Origin of the sequence: Pseudomonas sp. THAF187a (assembly GCF_009363395.1) — a bacterium.
Classification (GTDB): domain Bacteria; phylum Pseudomonadota; class Gammaproteobacteria; order Pseudomonadales; family Pseudomonadaceae; genus Aquipseudomonas; species Aquipseudomonas khazarica.
In genome coordinates this window covers 3,875,150-3,895,306 of record NZ_CP045349.1, presented here as the reverse complement: position 1 = coordinate 3,895,306, position 20,157 = coordinate 3,875,150, and the positions used below count along the sequence as shown (strand labels likewise).

Below are 20,157 nucleotides of genomic sequence, written 5' to 3'. Positions count from 1 at the left end.
CAGGGGCGAGTGACCGTCCCTGCCGTATGGATTCAGGACAAGGAAAACCATGGAACTCTTCCTGCAGACCGCGCTGTCGTTTCCCACTGCCATCTACAGCTTCCTGCTGTGCGTGGCGGTCATCTATTGGCTGGTGGTCGCGGCCGGCCTGCTCGATATCGACCTGCTCGACATCGAGGCCGACTCGGTGATGGAGGGCGGCGCACAGACCGAAGGCCTGGCGGGGCTGCTGTACAAACTCAAGCTCGACGGCGTGCCCGCCACGCTGGTGCTGACCCTGCTGTTCTTTTTCGCCTGGTTCGCCTGCTACTTCATCGAACTGTGGCTGCTGCGTCACCTGCCGCTGGGCATCCTGCGCTACCCGCTCGGCCTGGTGGTGATCGTCGCCTCTTTCCTCCTGGCGGCGCCGCTCTGCGCGGCCATCTGCCGGCCGCTGCGCCCGCTGTTCCAGAAAGTCGAGGCGATCAGCAGCAAGTCGGTGCTGGGTCAGGTGGCGGTGGTCCGCAGCGGCAAGGTCACCGAGCGCCACGGCGAGGCGGTGCTGGAAGACGGCGGCGCGGGGCTGATCCTGCGTGTGCGCGCCGACGAGGCACTGGGCTTCAAGCGCGGCGACCGCGTGGTGCTGCTGGAGTACCTGGTTGCCGAACATGCCTATCGGGTCATCACCGAAGAAGAGTTTCGAGGCGTATAGCGTCTGCCGACAATCCGTACGTCACACAGGGCTGGCAGGGTAGGGCATCGCCGAACCTGTCTGCACAATTAGCAAAGGAGTACAGCTGTAATGGAAAACCTCATTCCCTTCATCGTCGGGGCGGGGCTGGTCGTTCTCTTCGTGATCGCCCTGATCGCGCTGTTCAAGGCGTTCTACATCAAGGTTCCGCAGGGCACCGCGCTGATCGTCAACGACATGAGCTCGACGCCCAAGGTGCACTTCACCGGTTCCCTGGTGTACCCGGTGATCCACCTCAAGGAGTTCATGAAGATCTCCCTGATCACCCTGGAAGTGGACCGTCGCGCCAAGGACGGTCTGATCTGCCGTGACAACCTGCGTGCCGACATCACCGTGGCCTTCTACCTGCGCGTCAACGAGACCCAGGAAGACGTGCTCAAGGTGGCCAAGGCCATCGGTGTCGACCGTGCCTCCGATCGTGGCGCGGTCAACGAGCTGTTCAATGCCAAGTTCTCCGAGGCGCTGAAGACCGTCGGCAAGCAGTTTGACTTCGTCCAGCTGTTCGAGAACCGCCAGGATTTCCGCGACCGCATCGTCGAGGTGATCGGCAACGACCTCAACGGTTACGTGCTGGAAGACGTGGCCATCGACTACCTGGAGCAGACCTCCAAGGTGTCGCTGGACCCGAGCAACATCCTCGACGCCGAGGGTATTCGCAAGATCACCGAGCTGACCGCTGCGCAGAACGTCATCACCAACGAACTCGAGCGCAACGAAGAGCTGGCGATCAAGAAGAAGAACGTCGAAACCCGTGAAGCGACCCTGTCGCTCGAGCGTCAGCAGGCCGATGCCGAGGCGCGGCAGAAGCGCGAGATCGAAACCATCCGCGCCCGTGAGGAAGCCGAGACCCTCAAGGTCCGTGAAGAAGAGCGCCTGAAGGCCGAGCAGGCGCGCATCCAGACCCAGCAGGAGCTGGACATCCGCGCCGAGAACCATCAGCGCGAAGTGGAAGTGGCGCAGCAGAACCGCCAGCGTGCCGTGGTCATCGAGGTGGAGAAAGTCACCCGTGCCAAGGACCTGGAAGTGGTTGCCCGCGAGCGCGAAGTCGAACTGCAGCGCATCGAGAAGGAAAAGGCTCTGGAAGAAGAGCGCAAGAACATCGCCGGTGTGATCCGCGAGCGCGTGGCGGTCGAGAAGACCGTGGCCCAGGAAGAAGAACGCATCAAGGAAGTGCGCGAAGTGTCCGAGGCCGAGCGCCTCAAGCAGGTCACCGTACTCAATGCCCAGGCCGAGGCCGAGCAGGAGCTGGTGCGTCAGGTCAAGCAGGCCGAAGCCGACGAGGCACGTTCCAAGCACAAGGCGGTCGAGATCAACACCCTGGCCCAGGCCGAACTGGAAGCGGCCTCCAAGAGCGCCGAGGCCAAGAAGAAGCTGGCCGAAGGGGTCGAAGCCGAGCGTGCCGCGCCCGGCCTGGCCGATGCCAAGGTGCGCGAAGTCACCGCCGCCGCGAAAGAGAAGGAAGGCCTGGCCGAGGCTCGCGTGCAGGCTGAGCGCCTGATCGCCGATGCCAAGGGCGAGCAGGAAAAAGGTCTGGCCGAAGCCCGTGTGCTGGAGGCGCAAGCCTCGGCGAAGGAGAAGGACGGTCTGGCCGAAGCCAAGGTGCTGGAGGAGAAACTCTCCGCCCAGGCACGCGGCGAGGAGCAACTGGGTCTGGCCAAGGCCAAGGCGACCAAGGAACAGGGTTCGGCCGAAGCCGCGATCCTGCTGGAGCGCCTCAGCGCCGAAGCCGAAGGTCTGGGCAAGAAGTTCGGTGCGCTGGATTCGCTCAGCGACGCGGCACGCGCTCACGAAGAGTTCCGCATGCAGCTGGAGAAGAGCTTCGAAGAGGCCATGGCCGCCATCGACGCCAACAAGGACATCGCCAAGGACCAGGCCGAAGTGCTGGCCGCAGCCATGGCCAAGGCGAAGATCGAGATCGTCGGCGGCGAGGGCGACTTCTTCAACTCCTTCGCCAAGTCGCTGTCGGTGGGCAAGGCCATCGAAGGTGTGGTCGGCAAGAGCCCGGTGGTGCAGGACGTGATTTCCCGCCTGCTGGCCGGCAAGGCCGCATCCACCGCGCCGGTCGTCGCCCCGAACGCCGGTTCGGAGCAGGCCTGAGTCAGGCCTGAACAGTGTAGGGTGGACAACGCGTAGCTTGTCCACCGCTCTGCGTCGCCATCGGCGGACAAGAAGAGCGTTGTCTCCCTACCGGCTACAGCATGCCGAGCCTTGTGGGAGGGGCTTTAGCCGCGAGCCTCCCACGCTTTTTCCAGACCCCTCGCTCTGTTGATCGGGCGAGGGTGCTCGATGCCGCATATCCAGGAAGAACACGATGTCGGACGTACAGACACAGGACGTATTGGACAAGGCCGTCGCCGAGGGCGGCGCCTACGAGGTGCTGCACAAGCGCCTGCAGGAGCAGGGGCAGCGCCTGCGCGGGTTGACCGAGGCGCTCAATGGCCAGCGCCTGGCCGAGTTCGGCAGCAGTGCGATGGAGGCCATCGGCCGAGTCCGCATCCGCACCGAGAACAACTGCATCGCCCGCGATATCGTCCAGGTCGGCGAGTGCCTGCTGTTCGGCTACAACGTGTTCCTCGGCCTGAAAAAGGAAACCACGATCTCCGACGTGTTCTCCCTCTACCGGCTGGTGCAGGGCGCGGAAGGCTTCGATGCCGAGCCGGTGTCCCTGGAGGGCTCCTTCCTGGCGCAGGCCAGCTTCGTTGCCGACTTCAACGAGCTGTACACCTACTACAAGAACACCCGTCTGCTGCAACTGGCGATTCGCGATGGCAAGCTGCTGGCGAGCTTCCAGATCGGCGAACGGGTCAGCGACATCCGTGTGTTCCGCTGGTCGATCTCCACCGACGGCAAGGAAGTTCGCTACATCGATAACCGTGGCGAGCGCGATATCGCCCTGCCGGCGCCGTTCGATTTCGAATGGCAGAAGACGTCCCGCGAGATGGCGGTCACCGGCCGCCATCCGCACATGAACATCCTCGACACGGTGTTCGTCGAAACCGTCGGTGGCGACCTCACGATCAAGGTCGAGAACAACACCCAGGACGGCCTGGGCATCTACCGCGAAGCCGTGGTGGACAAGACCCAGTCGCTCGACGACGCGCAGATCGAATACGCCCGCCTGGGCAGCCTGATCCTGCTCAAGGTGCTGCCTTACCGCGAGGAGCAGTGGCGCTACCTGGTGTTCAACAGCCTGACCAACCAGGTCGAACGCATCGACGCCATCGGCCTGGCCTGCGTACAGCTGCCGGAAGATCACGGCATCATCTTCCCCGGCGGCTACTACCTGCAGAGCGGCGAGTACAAGACCTTCGAGCAGCCCATGGACGGCATGCGCTTCAAGCGCTCGGTCCGCTCGCCCAACGGCGAGGACGTGCAGTACATCTTCTACCACCCGGAGGAAGGTCGTTCGGCGCTGTTCACCTACAACATGATCAAGCGTCAGCTGCACAACCCGATCTTCGGCCACGGCTACGCGCGCCTGGAGGACGGGCGTATGGTGATCTTCTCTGCCGAGGGCAGCGAGCCGACCCGCATCCATCCGATGCAGATCTGGCAGACGCCGTTCGAGAGCGACGACTACGCGGCTCGCCAGCCGGCGCGCAGCGGTTTCTTCGGTCGTATCGGCAATGCCGAGCTGGTGCGCGGCGTGTCCGACCTGCTCAACCTGAGCCGCGAGATCGACAGTCGCGAAGTGTCGGTGGCGCGCTACACCCAGCTGTGCCAGAACACCCGTCGCCTGTTCGACGTCTACCACTGGCTGGGTGACGCCCAGTGCGCCGAACTGGCGCCGCTGCTGCGCGAGGTGGCCGCGACCTCCGAACTGGTGCTCGACGAGTTCGAGAAGGTCGAGAGCATTCGCCAGCAATCGGCCCGTGCCATGACCGAGGCCGAGACGCGGCAGAAGAGCCTGCTCGCCGGCTTGCTGGTCGACAGCTGGGACGAGGTGCAGCATTTCGTCGAGGCGCTGAATGCCATCACCGCGCAGCGCGGCCAGCTGCTGACTATCCGTGACTACCGCTATATCGACGTGGCGCGCATCGACGCCATGGAAGCCGAGTTGCTCGAAGCGCAGGAGCGCGTGGCGGCGGCCACTTCGAACTTCCTCGCCAGCGACGCGGCCCTGCAACCCTATGTGCAGCGCCTGGGTGAACTCGATGGCCAGGCGCAGAAGGCCGAGAGCGTCACCCAGCTGAACGAGCCGCTGGTCGAGATGCAGGCCATGGCCGGCAACCTGGACATGCTGTCGAGCCTGATGGCGTCGCTGAAGATCGACGATGCCACCCAGCGCACCCGCATCGTCGAGTCGATCTCCGAGGTCTATGCCCACCTCAACCAGGCCAAGGCGCGCGCCGAACAGCGGCGCAAGGGGCTGGGCTCGGCCGAGACCGTGGCGCAGTTCGGTGCTCAGTTCAAGCTGTTCAGCCAGGGCATCACCAACGCCCTGGCGCTGGCGCAGGACCCGGAGAAGTGCGACGAGCAGCTGTCCCGCCTGCTGGTGCAGCTGGAAGAGCTGGAAAGCCAGTTCGGCGATCACGAGGAATTCCTCAGCGACATCCTGGGCAAGCGCGAAGAACTGCTGGAAACCTTCGAGTCGCACAAGCAGAGCCTGCTCGACGACCGTCAGCGCCGCGCCCAGGGCGTGCTCGACGCCGCCCAGCGCATCCTCGACAGCCTGGGCCGGCGCACCGCGCGCCTGACCCAGATGGAGGAGCTCAACGCCTTCTTCGCCGCCGACCCGCTGATTCTCAAGCTGCGCGAGATGGCGGAGCGCCTGCGCGAGCTCAAGGACAGCGTCAAGGCCGATGACGTCGAGGCGCGCCTCAAGGGCGCCCGCGACCAGGCCGTGCGTGCCCTGCGCGACAAGAGCGAGCTGTTCGAGGAGGGCGGCAACGTCATCAAGCTCGGCCCGCGCCACCGTTTCAGCGTCAACACCCAGGAACTCGACCTGACCCTGATGCCGCGTGGCGATGGCCTGTACCTGCATCTGACCGGCACCGATTTTCTCGAGCCGCTGCGCGACGAGACGCTGGAAGGCCTGCGTGACTACTGGCAGGTGTCGCTGGAGTCCGAGTCGCCGTCGCTGTACCGCGCCGAATACCTCGCCGGGCTGGTGCTCGACGCCGCCGTGGCTGGCCGTGAAGGGCTCAGCCTGGACCTGCTCAAGACTCACCTGGCGCAGCCGGAGAGCCTGACCCGGGTGATCCGCGACTTCGCCGCCCCGCGCTACAAGGATGCCTACGAGAAGGGCATCCACGACCACGATGCGGCGCTGATCCTCGGCCAGCTGCTGCCGCTGCGCGAAAGCGCCGGCCTGCTACGCTTCGCGCCCACCGCGCGGGGGTTCGCCGCGCTGTTCTGGAACCGCTGGGGGGCGGATATCGAGGCCGAACTGTGGCCGGAGCGTGCACGCAGCAGCCTGCACCTGCGTCAGCTGTTCGGCAGCAGCGATGGTGTCCGCCGCCTGCAGGACGAAATCGATGCGGCGATGCAGCGCTTTCTCGCCCAGCATCCGCTACCGGTCGATGCCGCGCAGCGTCAGCAGGCTGCGGCCTATCTGATCGAGGAACTGGCGGCCAAGCCCATCGAGTTCACCTTCAGCAAGTACGCCCGCCAGCTGCTCGACACCCTGCAGCAGCGCATGCAGGCCAGCCACGTGTGGGACGACTACCGCGCTGCCCTCGACAACCTGCGCGGCCGCCCGCAGCAGCGCTGGTCGCTGGTGCAGACCTGGCTCGATGGCCTGTGCGCGCAGGACGAGGCCCTGCGCGAGCTGCTCGACTACGTGCCCGAGGCGATCGCCATCAGCCTGCTCGATGACGATTTCCCCCGGCGCTTCACCGAGGTCGACCTGCGCTTCAGCGTCAGCGGCCTGCTCGGTGACCATCCGCGTCTGCAGGATGCGACCCTGGTGCTGGCCATCGACGATTACTTCGCCCGCCTGCAACAGCATCTGGAGCACTTCGTGCCGCAGCTGCAGCGCTACCAGACGCTGCGTCAGGAGGTCATCAACCGCGAGCGTGAGGCGCTGCGCCTGGCCGAGTTCAAGCCACGGCCGCTGTCGTCGTTCGTGCGCAACAAGCTGATCAACGACGTCTACCTGGGCTTCATTGGCGACAACCTGGCCAAGCAGATGGGCACCGCCGGCGAGAACAAGCGGACCGACCTGATGGGCCTGCTGATGCTCATCTCGCCGCCGGGTTATGGCAAGACCACCTTGATGGAGTATGTGGCGCACCGCCTGGGGCTGATCTTCATGAAGGTCAACGGCCCGGCGCTGGGCCACGAGGTGCGCTCCATCGATCCGGCGCAGGCGCCGGACGCCACCTCGCGCCAGGAGCTGGAAAAGCTCAACCTGGCGCTGGAGATGGGCAACAACGTCATGCTCTACGTCGACGACATCCAGCACACCCACCCCGAGTTCCTGCAGAAGTTCATCTCGCTGTGCGACGGCACCCGGCGCATCGAAGGCGTGTGGAAGGGCAAGACCAAGACCTACGACATGCGCGGCAAGAAGTTCTGCGTGGTGATGAGCGGCAACCCCTACACCGAGTCCGGCGAAGTCTTCAAGATTCCGGACATGCTCGCCAACCGTGCCGACATCTACAACCTGGGCGACACCCTGGGCGGCATGCAGGAGGCCTTCGCGCTGTCCTACATCGAGAACAGCCTGACCTCCAACCCGGTGCTGGCGCCGCTGGCCACCCGCGACATGGCCGACGTCTACCGTTTCGTCGCCAAGGCCGAGGGCAAGCCGTTCTCTGCCAATGAACTGAGCCACACCTACAGCGCCGCCGAGATCAACGAGATTTCCTCGACTCTGCAACGCCTGATGCAGGTGCGCGACGTGGTCGGCCGGGTCAACCAGCAGTACATCGTCAGCGCCGCGCAGGCCGACCAGTACCGCACCGAGCCGCCGTTCAAGCTGCAGGGCAGCTACCGCAACATGAACAAGATGGCGGAGAAAATCAGCTCGGTGATGAACGATGGCGAGCTGCTGCAGCTGATCGCCGACCACTACCAGGGCGAGTCGCAACTGCTCACCACCGGTGCCGAAGAGAACCTGCTCAAGCTCGCCGAGCTGCGTGGCAATCAGACGCCCGAACAGGCCGAGCGCTGGGCGCAGATCAAGCGCGACTTCATGCGCAACAAGGCCATGGGCGGCAGCGACAGCGATGTCGGTGGCCGCGTGGTGGCGCAGCTCAACGACCTGGTGGAAAGCGTGCGTGGCCTGGGCGCCGGCAAGCCGGCGGCCGAGGCGCCCAGCGTGCCCTGGGAGCAGCTGCTGGCGGGGTTGGACAACCTTGGCAAGCTGCGGCCACAGGTGGAAGTGGTTGCACCTGCGCAGCCGGGCACGCAAAAATTGCTCGAGAACCTGGCCGACAGCCTGGAAAACAGCTTCCTGCCGCTGATCAAGGCGATGGACAAGAAGATCGACATCGATTTGCGTACGCACAACCGCATGCTGGAAATATCCACCCAACTGCGCGACCTCGGCACGCTGCTCGGACACGAGCAGCGCAGCGACGCCGCGGATGACGAGGCGCCGTGAGGCGAGGCTGGCTGGTTGAGCTGCGTCCGCTGCTGCTGATCAGTGGTGCGATGCTGCTGCTGCAACTGGCCAACAGCGCCCTTGGCGGCGCCCTGAACGTCTGGGGCCTGGTGCCCCGGCATGTCGAGGCATTGCCGGGCATTCTCTTTGCGCCCTGGCTGCACGGCAGCTGGGCACACCTGCTCAGCAACCTCAGCGGTTTGCTGGTGCTGGGCAGCCTGGTGCTGTTGCGCTCACGGCGCGACTTTCTGTTCTCCAGCGCCTTCATCATCATCGGCAGTGGCCTGCTGGTCTGGGTGTTCGGCCGTACCGGCCTGCACATCGGTGCCAGCGGCTGGCTGTTCGGCTTCTGGGGCCTGTTGCTGGCGCGCGCCTGGTTCGAGCGCAGCCTGCTCGATCTGCTGCTGGCGGTGCTGGTGTTCTTTCTCTATGGCGGCTGGTTCTTCGGCTTGTTGCCGCGTGCCGGCGTTTCTTTCGAATATCACCTGGCGGGAGCGTTCTGCGGCGTGTTTTACGCCGCCCTGAGCCGCCGCCGTCTCACTCGATGAAAAGGACTTTGCATGGACTTCAACCATCTCGATCAGCAACTGCGTGACAGCCTCGCCGACCTGCGTCTGAGCAACGAGGAGCGCGACGAACTGCGCCAGCTGGGCAGCGAGCTGAGCAGCGACCAGGTGCGCTTCATGCGCAACCGCGCCTTCGCCCTGGCCCGTGAGCTGATGCGCGAGCCGACCAATGTCGAGCCGGTGCTGAAGTGGCTGGAGCAGGTGATCAAGACCCTCGACAGCGTCGGCAGCGCTCCGCGCGTGGAGCATGCTACGGCGCACTTCAGCCCGGGCGAGAGCTGCCGGCGCAAGATCCGCGACCTCTGCCGCCAGGCGCGCAAGAGCGTGGAGATCTGCGTCTACACCATCTCCGACGATCAGCTCAGCGAAGAGGTGCTCGCCTGCCATGAGCGCGGCATCGCGGTGCGGGTGATCAGCGACAACGAAAAGCAGTTCGATGCCGGCAGCGACATCCAGCGCCTGCGTGACAAGGGCGTGCCGCTGCGCATCGATGCCGGTCCCTTCCACATGCACCACAAGTTCGCCCTGTTCGACGGTCGCCTGCTGCTCAACGGCAGCTTCAACTGGACCCGCAGCGCCAGTACCAGCAACGAGGAAAATCTGCTGGTGATCGACCATCCGCAACTGGTGGCGGCCTACAGCCGCGAGTTCGAGATGCTCTGGACGCGTTACGCAGACAACTGATGACTCAGCCTCACGCCCAACGGCTTCTCGGTTTCTACCGCAGCTGCTACCTGGCCGACAGCCGCGACCTGGACCTGGACAACATTGCCAGGCTGCCCGGCAAGCGCTGGGCCTGGCTCGACGGGGACGAGGAACTGGCCAGCGGCGGTGTGCCGCTGCTGCCGCTGTCGGCCGAGCTGGGCCGGGAGCTGGCCGAGGCGCAGACGCTGTACCAGCGTGAGCTGCAACTGATCTACGGCGTGCTGCCGATCTGTGGTCGCCAGCAGCTGGATGGCGGCGCATCGCGGGCCATCTGCGGTCCCCTGATGTATTACGAGGCCAGCCTGCAGCCGACTGCCGATGGCCAGGCCCAGTTGCTGGTCATCGATCCGCAGCAGGTGCGTGGCAACTGGCGTCTGCTGCGCAGCCTGTTCGACGAAAGTGGCGCGGACAGCCTGGACGGCCTGCCGTTGCCCAGCGGGGTACTGGATGCCGCGGCACTGGGCCAGTTGCTCGCCTGGGTGACGCGCCATACGCAGGTGCGTGAGGTCAGCGAGGCGGCGGGCTTTCCCCGGCTGGTCGACGGCGAGGCGCTGGCCAAGGCCCAGCGCCGGCGCAGCCTGTCGTTGCAGGCGGGCGCCTTCGTCGCTCTGGTGCCGCGTGGCAGTGGCAGCCGTGGCATCGCCCATGAGCTGCAGTTGCTGCAGGAGGCGCAGCAGTTGTCGCCGGCCCTGTTGCAACTGCTCGGCGAGGCGCCGGACGCGCCGTTGTCCGTGGCCGCGAGCACGCCGCAGCGCCTGCCGGCCCAGCTCAGCCTGGCGCAATGCCGCGCGTTGGACAATGCCGCGCGCCATTGCCTGAGCCAGATATCCGGCCCGCCCGGTACCGGCAAGAGCTACAGCCTGGCGGCGCTGGCGCTGGATCGTTACCTGCAGGGCGAGAGCGTGCTGCTGGTCAGCCGCAGTGCCCAGGCCGTGCGGGTCATCGCGCAGAAGCTGCGTGAGGACTTCGGCCTGCGCGAGGGTATCCTGGAGGGCGATGGGCAGAGCCTGCGCCAGGCTCTGCGCGACCGCCTGCAGCGCATGCTGCAGGGCGAGATTTCCGATGTCAGCGACCAGCTCGAGGCGCGCCAGCGCAGTGAACTGGAGGTGCTGACCCAGGCCGAGCGCCGCCTTTCCGGCGACTTCGTGGCCCGCTGTGAGCAGGCCGTGCGCTGGAGCCGTCTGCTGCTGCGCGCCGAGCGCGGCAGCCTGGCCTTCTGGCGTCGCTGGCTGCAGGTGCCCTGGGTACGCAGGCGGGTCGGCAGCAGTGTGCGTCCCTGGGCGTTGCTGGACGAGCTGCGTGAATGTCAGCGGCGTCGCCAGCAGCTCAGCCGCGAGCACCTCAACAGCCATCACAGCCTGGCGCTCAAGCGCCTGCTGATGACCGACCGCAGCCTGTTCGTGCGCTACAACCAGGCCATCCGTGCGCGCAATTCGCAGCGCCAGCTGGCGCTGTTCGAGGACATCGATCCGGCGCGCCTGCTGGCCGCGTTCCCGATCTGGGTGGTGACGCTGGACGAGCTGCACCGCCTGCTGCCGTTGCGCGCCGGGTTGTTCGACGTGATGGTGATGGACGAGGCGACCCAGTGCGACATCGCCTCGGCGCTACCGGCCTTCCAGCGCTGCAAGCGCGCGGTGGTGACCGGCGACGCACGCCAGCTGCGGCATATCTCCTTTCTCTCCCGCGTGCGCGAGGCGCAGCTGCTGCAACGCGCCGGGCTGCAGGCGGACGAGCGCGAAGCCTGGAGCTACCGCGACAACAGCGTGCTGGACCTGGTCGGCCTGCAACTGGCCAGCCAGGACGCGGTGGTGTTCCTCGACGAGCACTTCCGCAGCCGCCCGGCGCTGATCCGTTTCAGCAACGAACTGTTCTACGACCAGCGCCTGCGGGTGATGAAGGAACGTCCCGGTGGCGACACCTGCGACAGCCTGCAACTGCTGCGCGTCGAGGGCGCACGTGGTCGCAACGGGGTCAACGAGGCGGAGGTCGAGCGGGTGCTGGAGTTGCTGCGCGAGCACTTCGATACCTACCGGGACAGCCCGCTCAAGCCCAGCGTTGGCGTGCTGTCGCCGTTTCGCGACCAGGTCGAGCGTATCCGCGAGCGCATTGGCGAGAGCATGCCGCTGGAGCAGTTGCGCGCGTTTCGCCTGCTGGTGGACACGCCCTACGGCTTCCAGGGCGAGGAGCGCGACCTGATGATTCTCAGCTTCGCCATCGACGTCGAGTCCACCCAGGCGGCCCACTACCTGAACCGCGCCGACCTGTTCAACGTGGCCATCACCCGCGCTCGTGAGCGCCAGGTGCTGCTGTTCAGTGGTGACGAACGCCAGTTGCCGGCCACCCATCTGCTGCGCCGTTACCTGGAATTTCAGCAGCAACCGGCGGTCAGTTTGCAGGCAGGGGCCATCGATGTCGCCCGCCAGGATCTGTGCCAGGCGCTCGAAGCGCAGGGCGTCGGGGTGTGGAGCCACTACCCGCTGGCCGGGCAGGTGCTGGATCTGTTCTGCCGCCGCGGTGACAGATGCCTGGCCATCGACCTGATCGGTTTCCCTGGCGAGGGCGAAGGCTTTCTCGAACTGGAGCGCTACCTGGTGCTGGCCCGCGCCGGTCTGGAAACCCTGCCGCTGAGCTACGGTCTCTGGCAGGAGGCGCCGGACCAGGCCGTGCAGGCGGTGCTGGCGCGGCTCTGAGGCGCCGCTTCGCGGATGCGTCGTCGCGGCGTCGCTTGACGCGTGCGGCGATCGTGGCCTAGGCCTTTGGTAGACCAACACTGTGCCGGGGGGCTCATGACACTGCGCAATGCTGTTCAACTGATCACCTATCCCGACCGCCTGGGGCGCAACCTGGGCGAGCTCTACCAGTTGCTCGACCGGCACCTGGGCGATGCCTTGGGCGGTGTGCATATCCTGCCGCTGTATCCGTCCAATGCCGACGGTGGCTTCTCGCCGCTCACCCACATGGAGGTGGACCCGCGCTACGGCGACTGGGCGGATGTCGAACGCATCTCCGCGCGTTTCGACCTGTGCGTCGACCTGGTGATCAGCCATATCGCCGACGAGTCACCGGAGTTCCTCGACTTCGTTGCGCGCGGCCAGGACTCGCCCTACGCGGAGCTGTTCGTGCAGGTCGACAGCCTCGGCGAGATCAGCCATGACGACCTGGCCAAGATCCATATCCGCAAGGAGAAGGAGCCATTTCGCGAGGTGCGGCTGGCCAACGGCGAGACCTGCCGGGTCTGGTGCACCTTCACCGAACGGCAGATCGACCTGAACTACGATTCGCCGCAGACCTACCAGCTGATGGAGCAGTACATGGCCTTCCTCGCCGCGCGCGGGGTCAAGCTGTTCCGTCTGGACGCCTTCGGCTACACCACCAAGCGCATCGGCACCAGCTGCTTCCTGGTGGAGCCGAACGTCTATCGCATCCTCGAATGGTTTCGCGAAACCGGGGCCAAGTACGAGACCGAGATGCTCCCGGAGGTGCACGACCATATCAGCTACCAGTACGCCATCTCGCGCCGGCAGATGCGCCCCTATGCCTTCGCCTTGCCGCCGCTGGTGCTGCATGCCTTGCTCACGGGGAGCAGCCGCTACCTCAAGCACTGGCTGCGCATGTGTCCGCGCAACCAGATCACCGTGCTCGATACCCATGACGGCATCTGCATTCCGGATGTCGAGGGCATGTTGCCCGAGGCGCAGATCCAGTACCTGGTCGACGAGATCTCGACGCGCAGCGCCGACCCGATCCTGCGCCGCTCGGCGGTGAACGTGCACAGCGTGGGCGCCATCTATCAGCTGACCTGCACCTTCTACGAGGCGCTGATGCGCAACGACGAGGCCTACATTGCCGCACGGGCCATGCAGTTCTTCACCCCCGGCATCCCGCAGGTGTACTACGTTGGCCTGCTCGCCGGCTGCAACGATTTCGATCTGCTCGAGCGAACCGGCGAGGCCCGCGACGTCAACCGCCATTACTACAGCGTCGAGGAGGCCGAGCAGGCCTTGCAGCAACCGCTGGTGCAGCGCCTGCTGGCGCTGATGCGTTTCCGCTGCCGGCACCCGGCCTTCGAGGGGCGTTTCGAGCAGAACTATTCGGCGGATGACCAGCTGCTGCTGGCCTGGCGCCATGGCGAGCATTACTGCCGCCTGCACCTGGACCTGAGCAGCCTGCAGGCGAACATCGAGTACAGCGACGAGCAGCGGGGGATCTGCCACATGACCTGCTGAAGGTCGGCGGGGGCCATGCTTTCGCGGTAGACTTGCGCTCTTTCGACCAGCCAAGAAGCCCGCCATGGCCCTGCCATCGACCACCTACAAGATCGACCTGAACCTCACCGACATGGATCGCAGCGTCTACCAGACCCTGCGTTTCACCGTCGCCCGCCATCCTTCGGAGACCGAGGAGCGTCTGGCCGCGCGGTTGATCGCCTATGCGCTGTTCTACGACGAGCAACTGGCCTTCGGCCGTGGTCTGTCGGACGTCGACGAGCCGGCGCTGTGGGAGAAGAGCCTGGATGATCGCGTGCTGCACTGGATCGAGGTGGGGCAACCGGACAGCGAGCGCATCACCTGGTGCTCGCGGCGTACCGAGAAGTTCAGCCTGGTGGCCTACGGCAACCTGCGCGTGTGGCAGGGCAAGTGCCTCGACCCGGTGCGCAGCCTGAAGAACATCAACGTCGTGGCCCTGGGGCAGGAGGCGCTGGCCGAGCTGTCGCTGGACCTGCCGCGCTCGCTCAGCTGGAGCGTGATGATCAGCGATGGCGAGCTGTTCGTCACCGATGAACGCGGCCAGCACGAGATTCCGCTGGAGTGGTTGGCCGGCCAGCGCTGAGCGCTGTAGGGTGGACGACGGTCTTTTCGTCCAGCACAACGCGTGTGCGGGGTGGATGGATGCCGTGTCGCCCACCCTGCGCATCAGCCCGGCGAGTGTCGAGCCGTAGCCCGGATGCGATCCGGGGCCGCCCCTACCCAATGTCCGGACTGCATCCGGGCCACATCTGAAAAGCGACCTTTTGTTCATGCGTATCGAAGCCCGTCCCTTGCCTGCTCAGTTGCCCGACCTGGGCAACCTGCCGCCCTTGCTGACCCGCCTGTACGCCGCCCGTGGCGTGCAGTCCGCCGAGGAGCTGGACAAGGGCCTGGCGCGGCTGATTCCGTATCAGCAGCTCAAGGGCATGACGGCGGCGGTGGAGCTGCTGGTCGAGGCGCTCGAGCAGCGCCAGCGCATCCTCATCGTCGGTGACTTCGATGCCGATGGCGCCACCGCCAGCAGTGTCGGCGTGCTCGGCCTGCGTCTGCTCGGCGCGGCGCATGTCGACTACCTGGTGCCCAACCGCTTCGAATACGGCTACGGCCTGACCCCGGAGATCGTCGCCGTGGCGCTGCAGCGCCAGCCCGACCTGCTGCTGACCGTGGACAACGGCATTTCCAGCGTCGAAGGCGTGGCTGCGGCCAAGGAGGCCGGGCTCAAGGTGCTGGTGACCGACCACCACCTGCCGGGGCCCGAATTGCCGCAGGCCGACGCCATCGTCAATCCCAACCAGCCCGGCTGCGAGTTCCCGAGCAAGGCCATGGCCGGGGTCGGGGTGATGTTCTACGTGTTGCTGGCGCTGCGTGCACGCCTGCGTGAAAGCGGCTGGTTCGCCACTCGCCAGGAGCCGAACCTGGGCGAGCTGCTCGACCTGGTGGCGCTCGGCAGCGTGGCCGACGTGGTGCCGCTGGATGCCAACAACCGCATCCTGGTCCATCAGGGGCTGGCGCGTATCCGTGCCGGCCGTGCGCGGCCCGGGCTGCGGGCGATTCTCGAAGTGGCCGGGCGCGATCATCGGCGCATCACCTCCACCGACCTGGGGTTCATCCTTGGCCCGCGACTGAATGCGGCGGGGCGCCTGGACGACATGAGCCTGGGGATCGAGTGCCTGCTCTGCGACGACGAAGCGCTGGCTCGCGACATGGCGGTGCAGCTCGACCAGCTCAACCAGGACCGCAAGGCCATCGAGCAGGGCATGCAACGCGAGGCGCTGGCCCAGCTCAAGGACCTGCCCGTGGCGGACATGCCGTTCGGCCTGTGCCTGTTCGAGCCGGACTGGCACCAGGGGGTGATCGGCATCCTCGCCTCGCGCCTGAAAGAGCGCTACCACCGTCCGGCCATCGCCTTCGCCGATGCTGGCGATGGCATGCTCAAGGGCTCGGCGCGCTCGGTGCCAGGGTTGCATATCCGCGACGCGCTGGACGCGGTGGCGGCGCGACATCCGGGGCTGATCAGCAAGTTCGGCGGGCACGCCATGGCCGCCGGGTTGTCCCTGCGACAAGAACATTTCGGTGCCTTCGCCGCGGCCTTCGATGCCGAGGTGCGCCGTCAGCTCAGCGAGGACGACCTCACCGGCAGGCTGCTTTCCGACGGCCAGCTCGACGCCACCGAGTTTCACCTCGAGCTGGCTCGTGCGCTGCGCAATGCCGGGCCCTGGGGCCAGCACTTCCCCGAGCCGCTGTTCCACGGCGTGTTCCAGATCGTGGGCCAGCGCATCGTCGGCGAGCGTCACCTGAAGCTGGTGCTCAAGACCGAGTGCGGTAGCGTGCAACTCGACGGCATCGCCTTCAACATCGACCGCGACATCTGGCCCAACCCCACGCTGCGCTGGGCCGAGGTGGCCTACAAGCTCGACCTCAACGAGTTTCGCGGCAACGAGAGCGTGCAGCTGATGGTGGCGCATATCGCCCCGCGCTGAGGCGGGGCAGCGCGCGAGCTAATTCGCCAGGCCTTCGAGTACCTGGCGCAGCTGTTCGCGGTTGGCCGGCGAGCAGGGCAGGATTGGTGCGCGCACCTCGTCGCTGCTCAACCCCAGCAGGGCCAGGGCCGCTTTCAGCGCAGCCGGGTTGGCTTCGCAGAAGGCCGCCTGCATCCAGGGCAACAGGCGATAGTGCAATTGCCGGGCGCCGCGCAGATCACCCTGCATGACGCACGCGTGCATGCGGGCATAGAGGTCGGTGCGGACATGCGCCGAGGCCGAGATGGCGCCATGGCCGCCCAGGCACAGGGTACTGAATATCTGCGTATCCTCACCGGCAAGCACCTGCACCTGCGCGTCCGCGATCAGGGCCATGGTGGTTTCCGCATCGCCTGCACAGTCCTTGATGGCGGCGATATTGGCGTGGCGCACGATGCGGCGCAGCGTGTCGCGTTCGATCCGCACGCCGGTCCGGTAGGGGATGTCGTAGAGCACCAGCGGGACGCTGGCGGCATCGGCCAGGGTGGTGAAGAAGTGCTCCAGCCCCGCCTGGGAGGGGCGAATGTAGTAAGGCGCCGGCACCAGCAGCCCGGCCAGCGGGCGGCGCTGGATCTCCCGCTGCCGATCGAGCAGGGCATTCAGCTGGTTGCCGGCCAGGCCCATGATCACCTGGTGCGGCGCGGCCTGGCGCAACACGGCGTCGAGCACGGCGAGCTGTTCGTCCTCGCTCAAGGCCGCGGCTTCGCCCGTGGTGCCGCACACCACCAGGCCGGCCGCGCCATCGGCGAGCAACCGCTGCACCAGCCGATCGAGGCTGGCGAAGTCGATCTCACCGTTGCGCAACGGGGTGGCCAGGGCGACCCAGATACCACTGAAACTGGACATGTGAAACTCTCCTTGCGACTGACCGTCTGGTCGCCGTCAGGGAGGGTGCGGGAGAGGTGCTGGAGGGTATGAACCTGGCGCCTGGTGTCCTGTCAGCCCATCTGACGGGACAGCGCGCCCCGGTCAAATGAGCGACTGTTTCTTGGATTTCTTGGCAACGACGACGCACGCGCACTGGCAGGCACGGAAGCCTGGGAGCAGTGAGCTGTGGTCGAAGGTGGCGTACATGGGAGGCCCGTTGCATCAATCGTTCGCCGATGGTGCTTGGCCCGGCGCGCGGCTGTCAAGCGCGAGCGACGGTAATATCTGGAAGCATTCCGCAGGCTGCCCGGCCAGGGGACGAGGCCTACACTCGAGCGGATTTCCTCAGGAGGATGCTCAATGAATACCCGTGGCTTGCTCGATCAACTGCTCAAATCCGGTCAGGACCTGCTGCAACAGAAAGGGGCGGGCGGTGCGTCGTCGGGGCTGGGCGGCGCGCTCGGTGGGTTGCTCGGTGGTGGCGCAGGTTCCGGCAGCAAGGGCGGCAGCGATCTCGGCGCCATGCTCAAGGGCGCTGGTGGCGGTGCGGCGCTGGCCATGCTGCTGGGCAACAAGCGGGTGCGTAAGGTGGGCGGCAAGGTGGCGGTCTACGGTGGCCTGGCTGCGCTTGGCGTGCTGGCCTACAAGGCCTACGGCAACTGGCAGGCGCAGCAGGCCCAGCAGGGTGGTGCGCAGCCGTTCGAGCCGCAGACCCTGGACCGTCTGCCGGCGCCGCAGGCCGAGCAGCACAGCCGGGCAATTCTCAAGGCGCTGGTGGCAGCGGCCAAGGCCGACGGCCATGTGGACGCCCGCGAGCGTCAGTTGATCGAGGAGGAACTCGGCAAGCTGGCGCAGGACGCCGAGCTGCAGGGCTGGCTGCACACCGAGCTGAACAAGCCGCTCGACCCCGCCGATGTCGCCCGCGCCGCGACCACGCCGGAAATGGCCGCCGAGATGTACCTGGCCAGCGTGCTGATGGTGGATGAGGAGCACTTCATGGAGCGTGCCTACCTCGAGGAGCTGGCGCGCCAGCTGCAACTGGCGCCTGCGCTGAAGACCGAGCTGGAGGCGCAGGTGCGTCAGGAGCTGTCCGGCGTCCGCTGATGCGGCGTGCGCATCAGTCCCTGTGCCAGGCGCGGCCCGGCACTCTGTTCTCGGCCTGCCAGTCGACGTCATGATCGGCCAGGTAGGCGTCGACTGCGGCGCCTACCGTGGGCTGGATACGCTGTTCGCGGTTCTCCCGCAGGAGCCCGAAGCGTCTGAACTTGTCCTTGACCGGCCCCTTGACCTCGGCGAAATGCAGCTCGATACCGGCCTCGGCCAGCATCTGCTCCAGTTCGGCGAGCATGTCGGCGGAGGTGACATCGATGCTGGTCACCGGCTCGGCGGCGATGACCAGGCGACGCACCGGCGTCGGCGAGCGGGTGATCGCCTGCAGCACGCACTGCTGGAACTGTTCGGCATTGGCGAAGAACAGCGGCGCATCCCAGCGCAACAGCAGCAGACCAGGTATCAGGCGGGCCTCCGGGTGGCGCTGGATATCGTGAAAGCCCCGTACGCCGTCGACCTGGCCCAGCACCGCGTAGTGCGGACGCCAGCCATCCCAGAGAAACTCGATCACCGCCAGCAGCACGGCAATGCCGATGCCGGGGATGGCGCCGAAGGTGGCGACGCCGGCGAAGCAGGCCATCGACAGCCAGAACTCCCACTGTTGCACGCGATAGATGCGGATCAGGTCTCGCACCTCGAACAGGCCGATCACGGCAGCGATCACCACTGCCGCCAGGGCGCTGGTGGGCAGGTGCTGCATCAGGTTGGGGGCGGCGACCAGCAGCAGGGCGACCGCTAGGGCGCCGACCACGCCGGCCATCTGCGTCTGTGCCCCGGCGGCCTCGGCTACTGGTGTGCGTGACGAGCTGCTGCTGATCGGGAACCCCTGGAAGAAACCGCCGATCAGGTTGGCGGCCCCCAGGCCGACCATCTCCTGGTTGGGGTCGACATGACGGCCACTGCGCGCGGCATAGGTGCGCGACAGCACGCTGGTGTCGGCGAAGGCGACCAATGCCGCCGCCACACCGCCGAGCACGACGGCGGACAGGTCGACTCCGCTGAGCCAGGGCAGGCTGAAGCCCGGCAGCCCCTGCGGCAGTTCGCCGAGGACGCTGGCGCCGTGGCGGGCGAGGTCCAGCAGCTCCACCGCCAGGGTGGCGAGGGTGACGGCGATGAGGATGCCGGGCAGGCGCTTGAAGCGCCGCAGCAGCAGGATCAGCGCCAGCGTGCCGCCGCCGATGGCCAGGCTGGCCCAGTTAAATTGCGCGTCCAGCACGCCGCCGACGATGGCCCGGATGTCCTGTACCGGTCCCTGGCTGTCGATGGAGAAGCCGAGCAGCTTGGGCGTCTGGCTGATCACCACGCTCAGGGCGATGCCGTTCATGTAGCCGTAGCGAATCGGCTTGGACAGCAACTCGGTGACGAAGCCCAGGCGCAGCAGGCCGGCGACGATGCAGGTCAGGCCGGCCACCACGGCCATCATGCTGGCCAGGGTGATCGCCCGCAGCGGGTCACCTCCCGACAGCGGCAGGACCACGGCGAGAATCACTGCGGTCAGGGCCGAGTCGGGGCCGAGCACCAGGATGCGGCTGGGGCCGAACAGGGCGTAGGCCAGCAGCGGCACGATGGTGGCGTACAGGCCGTAGATGCCGGCGACGCCCGAGGCTTCGGCATAGGCGATGCCCACTGGCACCAGCATGCTGGTCAGCACCAGGCCGGCGGCGATGTCCCTGGGCAGCCAGCCCAGGCGATAGTGGAGCAGCGTGTGCAGACCTGGGAGCCAGCGTCGCCAGCCGCGTTGCTGCACGATGACGGGAAGCGATTTGTAGTGAGGGGCGGGCATCGCGTGGCGCTCGGGAGACATCTGTCTAGTAAAGCGCAGAGTAGGGGCGCCTCACCAGCCTGGCGGCGTTGCGCTGTCTTG

12 protein-coding genes are annotated in these 20,157 nt (G+C 66.4%); 10 read left to right on the top strand and 2 right to left on the bottom strand.

Annotated elements, in window-relative coordinates; genetic code table 11:
* Positions 1-49: 49 nt before the first annotated feature.
* The 9 genes from FIV02_RS18030 to recJ all read left to right on the top strand — a co-directional run bounded on the left by FIV02_RS18030 (position 50) and on the right by recJ (position 16,277).
* On the top strand, positions 50-691 hold the full coding sequence (locus tag FIV02_RS18030) for an OB-fold-containig protein (protein ID WP_037049409.1): 642 nt from the start codon (positions 50-52) through the stop codon (positions 689-691).
* Positions 692-781: 90 nt separating this feature from the next.
* A complete protein-coding gene (locus tag FIV02_RS18025) occupies positions 782-2,827 on the top strand; it encodes a flotillin family protein (RefSeq protein WP_152489397.1) in 2,046 nt (681 codons plus the stop codon).
* 214 nt (positions 2,828-3,041) lie between these two features.
* On the top strand, positions 3,042-8,279 hold the full coding sequence (locus tag FIV02_RS18020) for a DNA repair ATPase (protein WP_152489396.1): 5,238 nt from the start codon (positions 3,042-3,044) through the stop codon (positions 8,277-8,279).
* Positions 8,276-8,827 (top strand): rhomboid family intramembrane serine protease, encoded by a 552-nt coding sequence (locus tag FIV02_RS18015; RefSeq protein WP_152489395.1) that lies wholly within the window; start codon positions 8,276-8,278, stop codon positions 8,825-8,827. Before FIV02_RS18020 ends, FIV02_RS18015 begins: the two co-directional genes overlap by 4 nt.
* A 12-nt stretch (positions 8,828-8,839) precedes the next feature.
* Entirely contained in the window at positions 8,840-9,529 is a 690-nt protein-coding gene (locus FIV02_RS18010; protein WP_037049398.1) for a phospholipase D-like domain-containing protein, read from the top strand.
* A complete protein-coding gene (locus FIV02_RS18005) occupies positions 9,529-12,240 on the top strand; it encodes a DEAD/DEAH box helicase (protein WP_256662991.1) in 2,712 nt (903 codons plus the stop codon). Before FIV02_RS18010 ends, FIV02_RS18005 begins: the two co-directional genes overlap by 1 nt.
* 96 nt (positions 12,241-12,336) lie before the next feature.
* Positions 12,337-13,776, top strand: coding sequence for a sucrose phosphorylase (gtfA, locus tag FIV02_RS18000; protein ID WP_037049394.1), 1,440 nt, complete (start codon positions 12,337-12,339; stop codon positions 13,774-13,776).
* Positions 13,777-13,840: 64 nt separating this feature from the next.
* Positions 13,841-14,380 carry a YaeQ family protein gene (locus FIV02_RS17995; protein ID WP_037049391.1) on the top strand — a complete coding sequence of 180 codons (540 nt, stop codon included), beginning with the start codon at positions 13,841-13,843 and terminating at the stop codon, positions 14,378-14,380.
* Positions 14,381-14,567: 187 nt separating this feature from the next.
* Complete coding sequence (gene recJ, locus FIV02_RS17990) at positions 14,568-16,277, top strand: single-stranded-DNA-specific exonuclease RecJ (protein WP_150606094.1); 1,710 nt, start codon at positions 14,568-14,570, stop codon at positions 16,275-16,277.
* An 18-nt stretch (positions 16,278-16,295) separates the two neighbouring features.
* Here the strand turns inward: recJ and dapA are convergent, their stop codons facing one another.
* The gene (gene dapA, locus FIV02_RS17985; protein ID WP_152489393.1) at positions 16,296-17,162 is read right to left on the bottom strand and encodes a 4-hydroxy-tetrahydrodipicolinate synthase; all 867 of its coding nucleotides are present in this window, start codon (positions 17,160-17,162) and stop codon (positions 16,296-16,298) included.
* 381 nt (positions 17,163-17,543) lie between these two features.
* Between dapA and FIV02_RS17980 the strand changes: the two genes are divergently transcribed.
* Positions 17,544-18,287 (top strand): tellurite resistance TerB family protein, encoded by a 744-nt coding sequence (locus FIV02_RS17980; protein ID WP_152489392.1) that lies wholly within the window; start codon positions 17,544-17,546, stop codon positions 18,285-18,287.
* A 13-nt stretch (positions 18,288-18,300) separates the two neighbouring features.
* Here the strand turns inward: FIV02_RS17980 and FIV02_RS17975 are convergent, their stop codons facing one another.
* Positions 18,301-20,076, bottom strand: a complete 1,776-nt coding sequence (locus tag FIV02_RS17975) for a SulP family inorganic anion transporter (RefSeq protein ID WP_152489391.1) — start codon at positions 20,074-20,076, stop codon at positions 18,301-18,303.
* Positions 20,077-20,157: the final 81 nt, after the last annotated feature.

Excerpts from the sequence above, each read along its gene's own strand:
- FIV02_RS18030 (WP_037049409.1), top strand. The coding sequence starts at position 50 with ATGGAACTCTTCCTGCAGACCGCGCTGTCGTTTCCCACTGCCATCTAC.
- FIV02_RS18025 (WP_152489397.1), top strand. The coding sequence starts at position 782 with ATGGAAAACCTCATTCCCTTCATCGTCGGGGCGGGGCTGGTCGTTCTC.
- FIV02_RS18020 (WP_152489396.1), top strand. The coding sequence starts at position 3,042 with ATGTCGGACGTACAGACACAGGACGTATTGGACAAGGCCGTCGCCGAG.
- FIV02_RS18010 (WP_037049398.1), top strand. The coding sequence starts at position 8,840 with ATGGACTTCAACCATCTCGATCAGCAACTGCGTGACAGCCTCGCCGAC.
- FIV02_RS18005 (WP_256662991.1), top strand. The coding sequence starts at position 9,529 with ATGACTCAGCCTCACGCCCAACGGCTTCTCGGTTTCTACCGCAGCTGC.
- gtfA (WP_037049394.1), top strand. The coding sequence starts at position 12,337 with ATGACACTGCGCAATGCTGTTCAACTGATCACCTATCCCGACCGCCTG.
- FIV02_RS17995 (WP_037049391.1), top strand. The coding sequence starts at position 13,841 with ATGGCCCTGCCATCGACCACCTACAAGATCGACCTGAACCTCACCGAC.
- recJ (WP_150606094.1), top strand. The coding sequence starts at position 14,568 with ATGCGTATCGAAGCCCGTCCCTTGCCTGCTCAGTTGCCCGACCTGGGC.
- dapA (WP_152489393.1), bottom strand. The coding sequence starts at position 17,162 with ATGTCCAGTTTCAGTGGTATCTGGGTCGCCCTGGCCACCCCGTTGCGC.
- FIV02_RS17980 (WP_152489392.1), top strand. The coding sequence starts at position 17,544 with ATGAATACCCGTGGCTTGCTCGATCAACTGCTCAAATCCGGTCAGGAC.
- FIV02_RS17975 (WP_152489391.1), bottom strand. The coding sequence starts at position 20,076 with ATGCCCGCCCCTCACTACAAATCGCTTCCCGTCATCGTGCAGCAACGC.